We start from the raw sequence: 14,721 nt of genomic DNA, 5'->3' as shown, positions 1-14,721 counted from the left end.
GCGTCAGTAGGGAAGCGGTTCACAGGCGATCCCGTCGCCGTCGCCGTCCATCGTGTCGCGATATCCCGGCTCGCCGCGATAGATCGGGTCCTTGCCGAGCGCGCGTACTTCGTTGCAGCCCGAATAGGTCACGCTGTTCTCGATCGCGGCAATTTCCTCGGCGCTCATCATCATCGTCTGCACGCGGGGGTAGAGGAACCACACACCCGCGAACGCGATCAGCGCGTAGATCGCGATGTCGGCATAGCCGAGTTCGTCGCGCTTGCGGTTCCTGCTGCGAGCCATCGCGACAGGACTATGACGGGAATGGTTCGCGCTTGGTAAACGGCAGGTGAGCGATTGCGCGAGCCTATGCGCTCAAAAACCATCCCATCGCGCCGCCGATCACGAGCACCTGCAAGACGGCGATCGTGAACAGGTTGTTTGAGAACGGCTGCTTGCGGGTCTTGTGGCGGAACACGTGCCGCCCGGCATAGGCGCCGAGCGTCCCGCCGAAGAACGCGAGTTCGAGCAAGGTCGCCTCGGAGATGCGCCGCTCCTGCGCTTCGGCCAGCCGCTTGTCGATGCCGAACGCGGCGAAGGCGGCCAGGTTGATCGCGGCGAAGACGACCACGGCGAGCGCGATCAGGGAGAGGATGGTCGGGTCCATACGCGCGTGTAATCCGGAAATGGTTGCCGGATTTTCAACGTGGAGATTGGCCCGCCCCTCTACCTCCCACAGTTATGCGGGAAAATTCAGCGCAACCAACTGCGCTTTTCCGCCTGCCGGAAGGGCCGGGGTTAGAACCTGCAATTGGGGTCGCTTAAGCCGCACCCCTATTGGGGAGCGCCGGAAGCTCGTAAGCAGCGAGGGCCTTGTTGGCGGCTTCAGAAGTTATGCCCTTCTTGCCAACTTGGCTTTTTACGTACTGCGCGAACTTCCCTCCGCGAATATAGTCCTCACGAAGCCAGCGCTTGAATTCTCCAAGAGCGCACTCGGGATAAGCCCACGGCGTCTGAGGGTTGGAAGCTGCTTGCGGAAAATACCCTGGGTAGTGATGTTCGTAATCCAATCGGTCTCCAAATTCCTCGGACAGATTGTTCCTGCGCCAGTGGTCGCTCCAGCACCTCCCAATGCTGATGTCAGGGATAACGGCATCGTTGGCGTAAATACCGCCCTGCCCCAAGGTGACGGTAATCTCGGCACTCTCCTTAAAGATGCTGAAATAACCTTCGGGCGCATTATTATAAACTAGGGAAACGCGATCGTGGAAGGCTCGCCATCTATCATCAATGTCACGCGTGGGGGAGTAATCGAGCGACTCATAGATCGCATCACGAAACCCTTTTCGGGCGAGAACTCGGAAGTTATCCCGCGCCTCCTCTTGGCAAAACTGCCCGGCCTCGAATGCATAGTACTCAATAACGGCGAGTGAAATTTCTTCGCGATATGCGTAAATGGTTCGACCCCCGATATGGACGGGGACATGCGCGTCCGCGAGATGGTGACCATTCCTAGCAAGGATGTCGCGGATCTTATTGATCCGAGGCTTGGGAATCTCTTCAATCCATTGGGAACTGATGGTTCCGATGTGAGCGTTCTCGACACCACACAGGAAGGCCAAACCACGCTGGGTGAGGAAGGGGGTCCCGTCGCTCAATATTCCCATGCCGAAAGATCCCACACGCGAGCCATCCAACTCGTTGAGTTGAAGCTCCCCCTGCGTGTCATCCGGCCTCAGGCTCGCCGGCAGTCGAAATACCGAAACCATAAGAGTCCTCCTACTCCGCCGCCACGCTCCCGCTCGCGCCGTCGCCGAACATGTCCGGCTCGCCCTCGTCCGCGACGTCGTTCGCGCCTTCGCCCTTCTTCGCCTTCTGGCGCTTGTCGAAGCTCGACCAGACGTCGCCCCAGTTGCCTTTGGTCGCGGCCTTCGAATACTCGGTCGCGCGGGTTTCGAAGAAGTTGGCGTGCTCCACCCCGTTCAGCAGCGGGGCGAGCCAGGGGAGCGGGTGGTCCTCGACCATGTAGATCGCCGGCAGGCCGAGCTGGCTGAGGCGCCAGTCGGCGATGTAGCGGATGTAGCGCTTGATCTCCTTCGCGCTCATGCCCGGGACCGGCCCCTGCTCGAACGCGAGGTCGATGAAGGCGTCTTCCAGCCGCACCGTCTTCTGGCAGGCGTCGATGATGTCTTCCTTGACCGCCTTGGTCAGGCAGTTCCGCTCCGCGCAGAAGGCGTGGAACAGGCGGGTGATGCCTTCGCAGTGCAGGCTCTCGTCGCGGACCGACCAGCTGACGATCTGGCCCATGCCCTTCATCTTGTTGAAGCGCGGGAAGTTCATCAGCATCGCGAAGCTGGCGAACAGCTGCAGCCCCTCGGTGAAGCCGCCGAACATCGCCAGCGTGCGGGCGATGTCCTCGTCGGTGTCGACGCCGAATTCCTGCAGGTAATCGTGCTTGGCCTTCATCTCCTCGTATTCGAGGAACATGCCGTATTCGCTTTCGGGCATGCCGATCGTGTCGAGCAGGTGCGAATAGGCGGCGATGTGCACCGTCTCCATGTTGGAGAAGGCGGTCAGCATCATCTTGATCTCGGTCGGCTTGAACACGCGGCCATACTTGTCGTGGTAGCAATCCTGCACCTCGACGTCGGCCTGGGTGAAGAAGCGGAAGATCTGCGTGAGCAGGTTGCGCTCGTGATCGGAGAGCTTCTGCGCCCAGTCGCGGCAGTCCTCGCCCAGCGGCACTTCCTCGGGCAGCCAGTGGACCTGCTGCTGGCGCTTCCAGAACTCGTAGGCCCACGGATACTCGAACGGCTTGTAGGTCTTGCGGGCTTCGAGGAGGGACATCTGGTATCTCCGGTATCTGCGACCCCCACGATATAGCGAGTGAGGGCCGGAAATGGAATCGACTTCGCGCCGTTCGCAAGGGGTCCGCGGGCGCCTTGGCGCGCTTCCCGATTCGCTCCCCCGCGGCGAAGCTCCGAACGTATGGCGAAGGGCGACGGCGGCGAAGGCCGTACGCCCTTTCCACTGGGGATAAATAGCGCGGTAACCACGCGGAACCGGGCAGGGCCTTGCGGATTTACAAGAGAACGACGGCGGAGGGGCAAAACCCTTCCTGTCGCAATGAGGGAAAACGCGGGCGGTGTTCCGAATTTCCCCTTTTCGCGGGGCACCGTCCCGCACCCTCGCGCCCCTCCGGTCAACCGGGGGGGCGCTCTACATTTGGGGGTCGGAAACGCGCCGGCGCGCCGCTGCCGTCACTGGCAGGCGAGGCACTCGTCGTAGTCGGTCGTCGGCAGCTCGTACTTCGCCGCTTCGGAGGTGTTGTCGGCCTCGACGCCGCCGGCGAACCCGGCGCGCTGCACGCTCTTGGACCGCAGGTAGTAGAGGCTCTTGATGCCCTTCTCCCACGCCTGGAAGTGCAGCATGGCAAGGTCCCACTTGTCGACATCGGCGGGAATGAAGAGGTTGAGGCTCTGCGCCTGGTCGATGAACGGAGTGCGGTCGCCCGCGAACTCGAGCAGCCAGCGCTGGTCGATCTCGAAGCTGGTCTTGTAGACCGCCTTCTCCTCCGGCGTGAGGAAGTCGAGGTGCTGGACCGAGCCGCCCTTCTCGAGGATCGAGTTCCACACGTTGGTCGAGTTCTTGCTTTTCTTCTCGAGCAGCTTTTCCAGGTACGGGTTCTTCACGACGAAGCTGCCCGACAGCGTCTTGTGGGTGTAGATGTTCGCCGGGATCGGCTCGATGCAGGCGCTGGTCCCGCCGCAGATGATGCTGATCGACGCGGTCGGCGCGATCGCCATCTTGCAGCTGAAACGCTCCATCGCGCCGGCGTCCGCCGCGTCGGGGCACGGCCCGCGCTCTTCGGCAAGCACCATGCTCGCTTCCTCGGCCTTGGCGGCGATGTGCTTGAACATCTTGAGGTTCCACACCTTCGCCATCGGGCTTTCGAAACCGATCCCCTTCGACTGAAGGAAGCTGTGAAAGCCCATCACGCCCATGCCGACGCTGCGTTCGCGCGACGCGGAATACTTGGCGCGTGCCATCTCGTCCGGCGCGCGGTCGATGTAGTCCTGCAGCACGTTGTCGAGGAAGCGCATGACGTCCTCGATGAAGGCCTTGTCGCCCTCCCACTCGTCCCACTTCTCGAGGTTGAGCGAGGACAGGCAGCACACCGCGGTGCGGTCGTTGCCGAGGTGGTCGACCCCGGTCGGCAGGGTGATCTCCGAGCACAGGTTCGAGGTCGATACCTTGAGCCCAAGTTCGCGGTGATGCCTGGGCATCATCCGGTTCACGGTGTCTGAGAACACGATGTAGGGCTCGCCCGTCGCCAGCCGCGTCTCGACGAGCTTCTGGAACAGGCTGCGCGCATCGACGGTCGCGCGCGTCTCGCCGGTCTTGGGGCTGACGAGGTTCCACTCCTCGCCGTTGCGCACGGCTTCCATGAAGGCATCGGAGACCAGCACGCCGTGGTGCAGGTTCAGCGCCTTGCGGTTGAAGTCGCCCGAGGGTTTGCGGATCTCGAGGAACTCCTCGATCTCGGGGTGCGACACGTCGAGGTAGCACGCCGCCGAGCCGCGCCGCAGCGAGCCCTGGCTGATCGCCAGCGTCAGGCTGTCCATCACGCGCACGAACGGGATGATCCCGCTGGTCTTGCCGTTGAGACCGACCGGCTCGCCGATCCCGCGCACGTTGCCCCAGTATGTGCCGATGCCGCCGCCGCGGCTCGCCAGCCAGACGTTCTCGTTCCAGGTGCCGACGATGCCTTCGAGGCTGTCGGACACCGAGTTGAGGTAGCAGCTGATCGGAAGCCCGCGATTGGTGCCGCCGTTCGACAACACCGGTGTCGCGGGCATGAACCACAGCCTGGAGATGTAGTCGTAAAGCCGCTGCGCGTGGCCCTGGTCGTCGGCATAGGCATCGGCGACGCGGGCGAACAGGTCCTGGTACTTCTCGCCGGGCAGGAGGTAGCGGTCGTCGAGCGTTTCCTTGCCGAATTCGGTGAGCAGCGCATCGCGCGATTCGTCGGTGACGACGTTGAAGCGCCGGTCGGCGATCTTCTTGCTGTCCTCTTGCGGCTTCGCGGCGGCCTTCACCGCCTCGGCCATGGCGCCCGCCGCCATTTCGGCGACCAGCGCCTCGCTGCCCTTGTCCGCCTTGTCCATCTTCACCGCCGCGCGCTTGGGAGACGGCGTCTCGACACGAGTGCCCGAGCTGCCGCCGGTCTGATCGACAGTCGTTTCCTCGAGCCCCATGGCCGCCTCGTTCCCGGTCCTGAATTCCATTGTCGCCCCGTCCGTTCTCTCTGCCCGGAAAACCGGTCTTCCCCTCCCGGTGTTCCGCATTCGTTCGATTCGGAGCCGAAGGACCCCGACTAGCATTTCCGGGCACCGGGCGGGGATAAACTTTTCCCCAGATCGGTCCCCAGCAGCGGTCGGCGAAGGGCCTTGCAGGACGCAGTTCTGCCCGCCCCGCCCATATGGGGCAATCGCGGAGAAAAACTAGGTCTTGTGGGTCCCCCTCGGTGACCAACCACCATGGATAGTGAATCAAGCGCGACTGGCACGCAATAGGGTCAACGGGCCGGTTACCCTGTTCCGCACTCATTTCCGCCTGGTGTATTACATGTGTGCGACGCCGCGACGCGCCGGATTTCCACGGCTCGCGGCAAGCGCAAGAGCCAATCCGCTTTTTGCAAAATTTTTTTTGTCCCCGGTCCAGTGTGAATCGATCGAATCGACGGCCGCAATTTCCGAATCCGCGCCGGCAACCTCGCGCCGTGTTCTCCGCCGCCGGAACCGCCGGCGTCGGCCCGCGATTGAGCGAATCGGGCGGGCCAACAGGGAAAGGCAATCGATGGCGCGAAGTGATCCTGCGGTAGAGGCCCTATGTTCGGCGACCGTCGCCGACATATCGCTGATCGGGACCGTCGACGAGGCGATGGTAAGGCTCCTTCGCGACAAGCTGGGCGCGCTACCCGCCGACGGGGCGCCGGTCCTCCTCGACATGACCACCCTGGGCGGCGATCCCGAAATGGCGCGCCGGATGATTGCGGACCTCGATTCGGCCCGCTCGCGCTGCCCCGGGCGCCGGTTCCGCTTCCTCGGCCGCAGCGTGGTCTATTCGGCAGGTGCGACCTTCATGGCCGGCTTCCGCCGCGACGAGCGATATCTCGCCCGCGATGCCATGCTTCTCCTCCACTGCCGGCAGATCAAGAAGACGCTCGAGATGGACGGGCCGGTTCGCGCGATGGTGCCCCGCATGGAAGCGCTGCTCCACGAATTCCGGACCGGCATCGACCTCGAGGTGGAGAACTTCAAGCGCCTGATCGAAGGCAGCGACGTCACGCTCGACGAACTGCTCGAGAAGGCGCTCTACAACTGGTACCTGTCGGCCGAGGAAGCCGCGGCGCGCGGCCTGATCGCGGGCATCGTCAATCCCTGATCAGGCGGCCTGCGCCTCCCTGGCGTGCTCGGCGACCGCGTCGGCAATCTCGTCGACCAGTGCGAGCGGCAGGTCGTGGCCCATCCCCGGGATCGTCTTGAGCTTCGCGTCGGGTATGTGGCGCGCGGTGTCCTTGCCGCCCTCGACCGGCACCAGCGGGTCGGCCTCGCCGTGAATCACCAGCGTAGGCGCCCTGACCGACCGCAGCCGCTCGCGCCGGTCGCCGTCGGCGACGATCGCGGCGAACTGGCGCGGCATCCCGGCGGGGTAGAAGCTGCGCCGGATCAGCGCCCGGCTCCGCTCGCGTACGGCGTCCGGATCGGGCCGATAGCCGGGGCTGCCGATCGCATGGGCGACCTTTACCCCGTGCTCGACAAGCACGTCTTCCTCCATCGAGGCGGGGCGTCTTGTCAGCACCGAGATCGCCTCTTTCGTGCCGCCGGGCAGCTTGCGGTTCCCTGTGGTCGACATGATCGACGTGAGACTGATCACCCGCTCGGGATGGCTGAATGCCATGTGCTGCGCGATCATCCCGCCCATGCTCGCGCCCACCACGTGCGCCCGGTCGATGCCCAACGCGTCGAGCAACCCGATCCCGTCGTTCGCCATGTCGGCGAGAGTGTAGGGCACGCGCGGCCTGAACCCGAATCGGCTGAGCAGGAGCAGCCCGAGCATGCCAGGCGCCCTCGCCCCTTCGAACTTGTGGCTAAGGCCGATGTCGCGGTTGTCGTAGCGGATCACCCGGAAGCCGCGCGCGACGAGCGCTTCGACCAGTTCCGTCGGCCAAAGCGTCATCTGCGCGCCAAGGCCCATCACCAGCAGGAGCGGCGGCGCGGACGGATCGCCGTGCTCGTCGTATTCGAGTGTGATCCCGTTGGCTTCGATCTGGGGCATGCCGTGATTTCTCCTGCGAGAGCGATGCGGGTAGTATGCGTCCTCTTACGGCACCAGCACCGTGTCGCGCGCCACCGCGTCGGTTTCGGGGTAGTCGAGGATGAAGTGCAGGCCCCGGCTTTCGTGGCGGCGCAGGGCGCTGCGCACGATCAGGTCGGCGCACTGGTGCAGGTTCCTGAGCTCGATCAGGTCGGTCGTAACGCGGAAACTGCCGTAGTAGTCCTCGATCTCCTGCGCGAGCGTGGCGATGCGGTGCGCCGCGCGCTCGAGCCGCTTGGTGGTGCGCACGATGCCGACGTAGTTCCACATGAACCGGCGGATCTCGGTCCAGTTCTGCTTGATGACCACTTCCTCGTCGGAATCGGTCACCCGGCTTTCATCCCATTCGCGGATCGGCGGGGGATCATCCATCTCGTCCCACACCGCGAGAATGTCCTCGGCGGCCGCCTCGCCGAACACGAAGCACTCGAGCAGGCTGTTTGATGCGAGCCGGTTGGCGCCGTGCAGCCCGCTCTCGGTCACTTCGCCCGCCGCCCACAGGCCCGGCAGGTCGGTCCGCGCGTCGAGCCCGATCAGCACCCCCCCGCAGGTGTAGTGCTGCGCCGGGACGACCGGAATAGGCTCCTTCGTCATGTCGATGCCGAGGCCGGTCAGCTTCTCGTCGATGTTGGGAAAATGCTCGCGCACGAATTCGGGCGGCTGGTGGCTGATGTCGAGGTGGACGTAGTCGAGGCCGTGGCGCTTGATCTGGTCGTCGTTCGCGCGTGCGACGATGTCGCGCGGGGCCAGCTCGGCGCGCTCGTCGTACGTCGGCATGTAGCGCTCGCCGGTCTTGGGGTTCCTCAGCAGCCCGCCCTCACCCCGCACCGCCTCGGTGATGAGGAAGTTCTTGACCTCGAGGTTGTAGAGGCAGGTCGGATGGAACTGCATCATCTCCATGTTGGAGACCCGCGCGCCCGCGCGCCACGCCATCGCGATGCCGTCGCCGGTCGCGCCGCGCGGGGCGGTCGAAAACTGGTAGACGCGCCCCGCCCCGCCGGTCGCCAACACGGTAGCGCGGGCGACGTGTGCCTCCACTTTCCCTGTCGCCTCGTCGAGCGCGTAGACGCCCCACACGCGCCCCGACCCCGAATACTTGACGGCGTTGCGCCCGGTGATGAGGTCGATGCACGCCCGGCCGGGAAGCATGGTGATGTTCGGATTGGCCTCGGCAGCCTTTAACAGGGCCTCCTGCACCGCCCAGCCGGTCGCGTCGTCGACGTGAACGATGCGGCGATGGCTGTGCCCGCCCTCGCGGGTGAGATGGAGCGCGCCAGAATTCTTGTTGAACGGCACGCCGAGTTCGACCAGCCGGTCGATCGCCGCGGGCGCGTTCTCGATCACGAACTCGACCGTCTCGAGCCGGTTGAGGCCCGCACCGGCGACCATCGTGTCGCGGATATGGTTTTCGAACGTGTCGCCGGCATCGAGCACCGCCGCGATCCCGCCCTGTGCCCACGCGGTCGAACCGCCTGTAAGGGTGCCCTTTGCCAGGACTAGGACCCGGCGGTGCTCGGCCAGCGCCAGCGCGGCGGTCAGCCCGGCGGCGCCGGATCCGATTACGATGACGTCGTACCCGGCGTCGTGGGGGCTAGCGCTCATCGTGCCGCTTCAACACGGCTCGCCAGTCATGTGCAAGACCCGCCGGGCGAACGCGGCAGCAACCCGCCGAGTCCGGACATGCCGGGAAAGCCACGACTCGTCGATTCCGCGTTTACCGATAGCGCAAAGGAATTACCCCGGTGCGGGCAGGGGATGATGGACGGGAAGGGTCGCAAGAGACATGAAAATCGCTCACTTCGCGTGCGCGTTCGGCCGGCACAGCGTTGACCTCGAAAAGGTGCGCCGGATTCACGGCGGGTCGGTCAGCCGCTGCAAGCATTGCTCGACACCGATGGAGGAAAGCATGCCGCACCACTGGACTGTCCAGTACGTGCGCGATGCCGGCCTCGGGGGACGAATGCTCGGCTGATCACTGGCCGATTGGCCGGCGCCGGACCTCGGTCTAGTGACGGGCGATGCAACTCGCCGCGCTCGTCGTCGTTTTCCTGTTCTCTGCGTGGATCGCAGCCGCGGGGATCTTCGCGCTCGTTCGCCCCTCTGCGGCCCGCGCGGCGATCGGCCGTTTCGCGGCGAGCAACCGCGTCAACCTCATCGAGCAGGCCGGCCGGGCGCTTGCCGGTGCCGCGCTGGTCGTGCGCGCGCCGCAGGCGTTGACACCGGCGCTGTTCGCATGGGGCGGCTGGTTTCTTGTCGCGACGGCAGTCATGCTCGCGGTGCTCCCGCTTCACTGGCACGCGCAGTATGCGGTCTGGTGGTCGAAGAACCTGCCGTTGTGGGCAGCCCGCGCGGGGGGAATCGCGGCACTGGCGCTGGCCGCGGGCCTCGCGCGCTCGGCCCTGGGCTGAGCGCGCGAACGCACAGGCCCGTCAGCGCGAAATGACGAGCCGGTAGCCTGCGTCGAAAGATTCCCGCAAGAGCAGGTCGCCGTAGCGCGCTGTCCAGGCCCCGGATCGAAGGTCCTCTGCGAGCCGGTCCAGCCCCGCCCCGGCCCCGTCGATGCGCCAGAACGACGACATCGACCGGCGCACCGCCGGATCGAGATAGGCCTTCGGTCGCCGCCAGTAGGCATGGAGGAACCCGTCGGTGCAATCGTGCGCGATCGGCACCGGCACGGTTTCGACCGGCCCAAGGACCTCCTCGTAAAGCGCCATTTCGGGCATGATCGCGGCGTCGAGTTCGGCAAGCTGCGGCCAGTAATCGAGAATCCATCCCGCGCGGCACTCGGGATCGAAGGTGAGGAGCACCACCGGTCCGCGCGCGACGCGGCGCATCTCCGCCAGGCCCCGGGCGGGATCTGGCCAGTGGTGGATCGTGAGGACGCCCATCGCCGCATCGAAGCTCTGGTCGGCGAACGGCAGGTCCTCGGCCACACCCTGCACGCAAGGCGCGGCACCGGCGGGGCGCTGGGCGATCATTTCGGCCGACGGTTCGAGCGCGGTGACGGCGCGTCCGGGGGGCTCGTAGCTGCCTGCGCCCGCACCGACGTTGAGCACTGTCCGTGCGGAGCCCAGCGCCACCTCGATCAACGCGGCAATGCGCGGGTCAGCGCGGCGCAGCCTGGCGTAGTCGATCCCGATCGTGTCGTAGGCCGGATGCCGCCCTGCCTCAGGCGGCATCGCTAGTCAGGCTGACGAACACGTCCTCGAGGTCTGCCTCGCGGGTCGTGACGTCCTCGATCACGAAGCCCTGCTCCTGCACCAGCCCCAGCACCTGGCCGGCGGTGATCTTGTCCTTGTCGTAGGTGATCGCGACCGTCCGGTCGCCCTTCTTGTCGCTCTTCTTGAAGGCGGCGTGGACCGGCGGCGCTGCGAGGTCGCGATCGACGGTGACCTCGACCACCTTCTCCGCCATCATGCCGAGCATCTCGCGGGTCGGCTTGTTGGCGATCAGTTCGCCGTGGTTGATGATCGCGATGCGATCGCACAGCTGCTCGGCTTCCTCGAGATAGTGCGTCGTCAGGACCACAGTCACGCCCTCGCGGTTGAGACGGGTGACGAGTTCCCACAGCTGGCGCCGCAGGTCGACGTCGACTCCCGCCGTCGGCTCGTCGAGCACGAGGATCGGCGGGGCGTGGACCATCGCCTTCGCAACCAGCAGGCGCCGCTTCATGCCGCCCGAAAGTGTGCGGGCATAGGCGTCGCGCTTGTCGGACAGGCGAACCGCCTCGAGCAATTCCTCCGAGCGGCGCTCGCGCTTCGCAATGCCGTAGAACCCGGCCTGGTTCTCGAGCACCTCGAACGGAGTGAAGAACGGGTCGAAGACGATTTCCTGCGGCACGATGCCTATCGACCGCTTGGCGTTGCGTGGGGATGCATCGATGTCGAATCCCCAGATCTCGGCCTGACCCGCGGTCTTCATGACCAGCCCCGCCAGGATGTTGATCAGGGTCGACTTGCCCGCGCCGTTCGGACCCAGCAGGCCGAAGATCTCGCCCTGCGGCACGTCGAAGCTGACGCCCTTCAGCGCCAGCTTGCCCTCGTCCCCCTTCACCCCCGCATAACGCTTTACCAGGTTGTCGATGCGGATCGCCGGAGGTGTGGTCATGCGGGCCACGTAGGGCCGTTGCGCGTGGCCCGCAATATCGGTAACGGCGCATCGCATGAGCATCCCGCCGCCCGAAGTCAGCAAGGTCAACTCTACCCGCGTATGGTGCGACGGCGCGACCGACATCCGCAGCGGGTTGAACTATCGCCCCGCCGCGCTCGGCCATCCCAAGGTGTGGCTCGAGATCGACGAGCACGGCTATGTCGATTGCGGCTACTGCGACCGGCGCTTCGTGCTCGAGGGGGGGCCTGCCGACGGCGTCGACCACGCGACCCTGCCCGACATATCCGAAGGCGGTGATCCCGGGTATCGCTGAGGCGGGCTGGCGCGCGTGCGCCGAAGCGCCCATATCGGGCGCATGACAGTCGATCCCCACGCCCTGCTCTACGCCGCGGGCAAGCTCGATCCCGACGAGGCAAAGGCGCTCGCCGCCGACACGCTGGCGAACTGCGAGGATGGCGAGCTCTACCTCCAGTTCATGGCGACCGAATCGTTCGTTTTCGACGACGGCCGGCTGAAGACCTGCGATTATTCGCGCGATGCCGGCTTCGGCCTGCGCGGAGTGTCGGGCGAAATGACCGGCTTCGCCCACGCCAGCGAGATCAGCGCCTCGGCGATCCGCCGAGCTGGCGAGACGCTCCGGCTGCTCGATCCGGCGAGGAATCCGCTCGCGCCCCCGCCACCACGCTCGAACCGCCACCTCTACACCGACGCCAGCCCGCTGGACGCGATCCCGCTCGAAACCAAGATCCGCCTGCTCGAGGAGATCGACGCCGCGGCCCGCGCACGCGACCCGCGCGTGGTCCAGGCGACCGCGAGCCTCTCGGGCAGCTGGAGCGTAATCGAGATCGTCCGGCCCGACGGGTTCGTTGCCCACGACGTGCGCCCGCTGGTAAGACTCAACGTCTCGGTCGTCGCGGAGGCGAACGGGCGGCGCGAGACGGGCAGTTTCGGGTTTGGCGGGCGCTATCTCTACGATGAACTCTTCGAGCTTGCGAGCTGGCGCCGCGCGGTCGACGCGGCCGTCGACCAGGCAACGACCAACCTCGAAAGCGTGCCCGCACCGGCAGGCGAGATGACCGTTCTGCTGGGGCCCGGCTGGCCCGGCGTGCTGCTCCACGAGGCGGTGGGACACGGGCTCGAGGGGGACTTCAACCGCAAGGGTACGAGCGCGTTTTCGGGGCGTATCGGCCAGCGGGTCGCCGCGCCCGGGGTAACCGTGGTCGACGACGGCAGCATAGCGCACCGGCGCGGCTCGCTGAGCATCGACGACGAGGGCACGCCGACGCAGGAAACGGTGCTGATCGAGGACGGCGTCCTCAAGGGCTACATGCAGGACCGGATGAACGCCCGGCTAATGGGCGTCGCACCGACCGGCAACGGGCGGCGCGAGAACTACGCCCACGCACCCATGCCGCGGATGACCAACACCTTCATGCGCGGCGGCGAGGACGACCCGGCCGAACTGCTGTCGCGAGTCAGGAAGGGAATCTTTGCCAAGAGCTTCGGCGGCGGGCAGGTCGACATCGTCAGCGGGAAGTTCACATTCAGCTGCACCGAGGCCTATCTGGTCGAGGACGGACGGCTGGGTGCACCGATCAAGGGCGCGACGCTCATCGGCGACGGGCCGAGCGTGCTGACCAGGGTCGGCGGCATCGGCAACGACATGGCGCTCGACGAGGGGGTGGGCATGTGCGGCAAAGGGGGGCAATCGGTTCCCGCGGGGGTCGGCCAGCCGACCCTGCTGATCTCGGGACTCACCGTCGGCGGCACCGCCTGACCGCCGGTCAGCCACGGTTCAGCGCATCTGTGCGAGGATGCGACGCATGAACTCCACGTTTAAACGACTCGCAATCGCCGCAGCCCCGCTGGCGGCGCTTTCGGCAGTTCCCTCCGCCGCGTCCGACCGCCCGGCCGCGGGCGAAGCCGAACTGGCCGAACTGCTCGAAGGCCGCATCGCCGGCGAGCCGGTGAACTGCATCCGCGACGGCTCGAGCGATGCCGTGCGGATTGTCGACGGCACCGCAATGGTCTTTCGCCGCGGCAGCACGATCTACGTCAACCGTCCGGACGGCGCGCAGGTACTGGATCACTGGGACCTGCCGGTGTTCGAAAAGCGAGGCGGCACCGGCCTGTGCAGATACGACCACGTCGCGCTCTACGACCGCGGCGCGCACATCCCGGGCCCGACGCTTTTCCTGGCCGAGTTCGTGCCCTATACCAAGCCTGCACGCTGAGGAGATGCCCATGCGCACGCCCGCCCGCCTTGCCGCCATCGCCGCTTCCGCCCTCTTCGCCGTCGGCAGCCCCGCCGTTGCGGGCGAGCGCCTGACGGGTGAAGCCAAGCTGGAAAAAATGCTCGAGGGACGCGTCGCCGGCGAACCGCGAAGCTGCATCAACACCTTCCTCAACCGCAGTTCGACCATCGTCGACGGCACGGCGGTGGTCTACGGCACCGGCCGGACCATCTGGGTCAACCGCCCGGCCAACGCGCGCGATCTCGATTCGTGGGATGCCCTGCTGGTCCGCCAGTTCGGCACGCAGTTGTGCCGCCAGGATATCGTGACGACGTTCGACAGCGCCTCCGGGATGTACACCGGCAATGTCTTCCTGACCGAGTTCGTGCCCTACACCCGCGTCGACTGACCGCCGCCTGCTTGAAGGCAGTCCACTGCCCCGCCGCGCTGTCGTGCCCACCCCGAAGGCGGGCACGGCAAATCGCGGCGGGTAGCGCGCGAAAGACTACTATTGCATATCGCTCAACTGGCCGCGGATCGCGCCGTTGGGATAGGCGGCCGTATGGACATTGACATAGAAGTCGGCCGGGTTGCCTTGCAGGCGGTTCTCGGTCCACTCCTTGCCATCCTTGCAGCCCTGCCAGCGGCCCTCGTTCGACTTGGTCAGGGTGAAGACCGGCGGTCCGTTGATACCCGCGCGGCCGTAGTGGACGTGCGCCGCGGTGATCGGGTCGATCCCGCGCACGTCCTTCAACTCGTAGCAGATCTGGTTGAACGCGTCCGAAATCGAGATCTCGGCGCGCCCGTATCCGTCGGGATCGCCGCCGCCCACCTCGTTGGCGCCAGTCAGCACCGTCTTGTAGGTGTCCGACGTCGCGTCGACGACTTCTTCCTCGATCGTGGCGCAACCCGCCAGCGCGATCGAGCCGGCCAGTGCGGCCACTGTGAGCATGGATGTCCTGTTCATCGTCACGACCTCTCTCCTTGATGTCATGTTGCCACCGGCAGTTCCACC

General features: G+C 65.8%; 17 protein-coding genes. 7 read left to right on the top strand and 10 right to left on the bottom strand.

All coding sequences use genetic code 11. The features are described from left to right. Positions 1-3: 3 nt before the first annotated feature. The 5 genes from ACPV3N_RS10170 to ACPV3N_RS10150 form a co-directional block, all read right to left on the bottom strand. Positions 4-285: an excalibur calcium-binding domain-containing protein gene (locus tag ACPV3N_RS10170; RefSeq protein ID WP_440117224.1), complete on the bottom strand. Its 282-nt coding sequence runs from the start codon at positions 283-285 to the stop codon at positions 4-6. Positions 286-349: 64 nt separating this feature from the next. Next, positions 350-649, bottom strand: coding sequence for a DUF1294 domain-containing protein (locus tag ACPV3N_RS10165; protein ID WP_440117222.1), 300 nt, complete (start codon positions 647-649; stop codon positions 350-352). Between the two features lie 154 nt (positions 650-803). Then, positions 804-1,751, bottom strand: coding sequence for a BstA C-terminal domain-containing protein (locus ACPV3N_RS10160; protein WP_440117220.1), 948 nt, complete (start codon positions 1,749-1,751; stop codon positions 804-806). Between the two features lie 10 nt (positions 1,752-1,761). Then, entirely contained in the window at positions 1,762-2,829 is a 1,068-nt protein-coding gene (locus ACPV3N_RS10155; protein WP_440117218.1) for a ribonucleotide-diphosphate reductase subunit beta, read from the bottom strand. 413 nt (positions 2,830-3,242) lie between these two features. Next, a complete protein-coding gene (locus tag ACPV3N_RS10150) occupies positions 3,243-5,270 on the bottom strand; it encodes a ribonucleoside-diphosphate reductase subunit alpha (RefSeq protein WP_440117216.1) in 2,028 nt (675 codons plus the stop codon). 571 nt (positions 5,271-5,841) lie between these two features. Between ACPV3N_RS10150 and ACPV3N_RS10145 the strand changes: the two genes are divergently transcribed. Further along, entirely contained in the window at positions 5,842-6,429 is a 588-nt protein-coding gene (locus ACPV3N_RS10145) for a peptidase S14 (RefSeq protein ID WP_440117214.1), read from the top strand. Here ACPV3N_RS10145 and ACPV3N_RS10140 read toward each other — a convergent pair whose 3' ends face one another. Both ACPV3N_RS10140 and nadB read right to left on the bottom strand, forming a co-directional pair. Beyond that, on the bottom strand, positions 6,430-7,323 hold the full coding sequence (locus ACPV3N_RS10140; RefSeq protein ID WP_440117212.1) for an alpha/beta fold hydrolase: 894 nt from the start codon (positions 7,321-7,323) through the stop codon (positions 6,430-6,432). Positions 7,324-7,368: 45 nt separating this feature from the next. Beyond that, positions 7,369-8,964, bottom strand: a complete 1,596-nt coding sequence (nadB, locus tag ACPV3N_RS10135) for an L-aspartate oxidase (RefSeq protein ID WP_440117210.1) — start codon at positions 8,962-8,964, stop codon at positions 7,369-7,371. Between the two features lie 181 nt (positions 8,965-9,145). Between nadB and ACPV3N_RS10130 the strand changes: the two genes are divergently transcribed. After that, on the top strand, positions 9,146-9,334 hold the full coding sequence (locus tag ACPV3N_RS10130) for a hypothetical protein (RefSeq protein ID WP_440117208.1): 189 nt from the start codon (positions 9,146-9,148) through the stop codon (positions 9,332-9,334). A gap of 46 nt (positions 9,335-9,380) precedes the next feature. Then, complete coding sequence (locus ACPV3N_RS10125; protein ID WP_440117206.1) at positions 9,381-9,770, top strand: hypothetical protein; 390 nt, start codon at positions 9,381-9,383, stop codon at positions 9,768-9,770. Between the two features lie 21 nt (positions 9,771-9,791). Here the strand turns inward: ACPV3N_RS10125 and ACPV3N_RS10120 are convergent, their stop codons facing one another. Together ACPV3N_RS10120 and ACPV3N_RS10115 are read right to left on the bottom strand one after the other, a co-directional pair. Further along, positions 9,792-10,541, bottom strand: coding sequence for a class I SAM-dependent methyltransferase (locus ACPV3N_RS10120; protein WP_440117204.1), 750 nt, complete (start codon positions 10,539-10,541; stop codon positions 9,792-9,794). Then, on the bottom strand, positions 10,531-11,469 hold the full coding sequence (locus ACPV3N_RS10115; protein WP_440117202.1) for an ABC transporter ATP-binding protein: 939 nt from the start codon (positions 11,467-11,469) through the stop codon (positions 10,531-10,533). The genes ACPV3N_RS10120 and ACPV3N_RS10115 overlap by 11 nt, the downstream gene beginning before the upstream one ends. A gap of 55 nt (positions 11,470-11,524) precedes the next feature. On the opposite strand from ACPV3N_RS10115, the gene ACPV3N_RS10110 reads away from it, so the two are divergent. Genes ACPV3N_RS10110 through ACPV3N_RS10095 form a run of 4 tightly spaced genes read left to right on the top strand, consistent with a single transcriptional unit; the run spans position 11,525 to position 14,115 of the window. Further along, complete coding sequence (locus ACPV3N_RS10110) at positions 11,525-11,785, top strand: zinc-finger domain-containing protein (RefSeq protein WP_440117200.1); 261 nt, start codon at positions 11,525-11,527, stop codon at positions 11,783-11,785. 42 nt (positions 11,786-11,827) lie between these two features. Beyond that, on the top strand, positions 11,828-13,249 hold the full coding sequence (tldD, locus tag ACPV3N_RS10105) for a metalloprotease TldD (RefSeq protein WP_440117198.1): 1,422 nt from the start codon (positions 11,828-11,830) through the stop codon (positions 13,247-13,249). Between the two features lie 46 nt (positions 13,250-13,295). Then, positions 13,296-13,706, top strand: a complete 411-nt coding sequence (locus ACPV3N_RS10100) for a hypothetical protein (RefSeq protein WP_440117196.1) — start codon at positions 13,296-13,298, stop codon at positions 13,704-13,706. A 10-nt stretch (positions 13,707-13,716) separates the two neighbouring features. Continuing rightward, positions 13,717-14,115 carry a hypothetical protein gene (locus ACPV3N_RS10095; RefSeq protein WP_440117194.1) on the top strand — a complete coding sequence of 133 codons (399 nt, stop codon included), beginning with the start codon at positions 13,717-13,719 and terminating at the stop codon, positions 14,113-14,115. Positions 14,116-14,214: 99 nt separating this feature from the next. Here the strand turns inward: ACPV3N_RS10095 and ACPV3N_RS10090 are convergent, their stop codons facing one another. Next, positions 14,215-14,673: a CHRD domain-containing protein gene (locus tag ACPV3N_RS10090; RefSeq protein WP_440117192.1), complete on the bottom strand. Its 459-nt coding sequence runs from the start codon at positions 14,671-14,673 to the stop codon at positions 14,215-14,217. Positions 14,674-14,721: the final 48 nt, after the last annotated feature.

It is taken from the genome of Tsuneonella sediminis, from assembly GCF_051912845.1.
GTDB lineage: Bacteria > Pseudomonadota > Alphaproteobacteria > Sphingomonadales > Sphingomonadaceae > Tsuneonella > Tsuneonella sediminis.
Note: the sequence above shows the minus strand (reverse complement) of the source record. Positions and strands in the feature narration are given on the sequence as shown.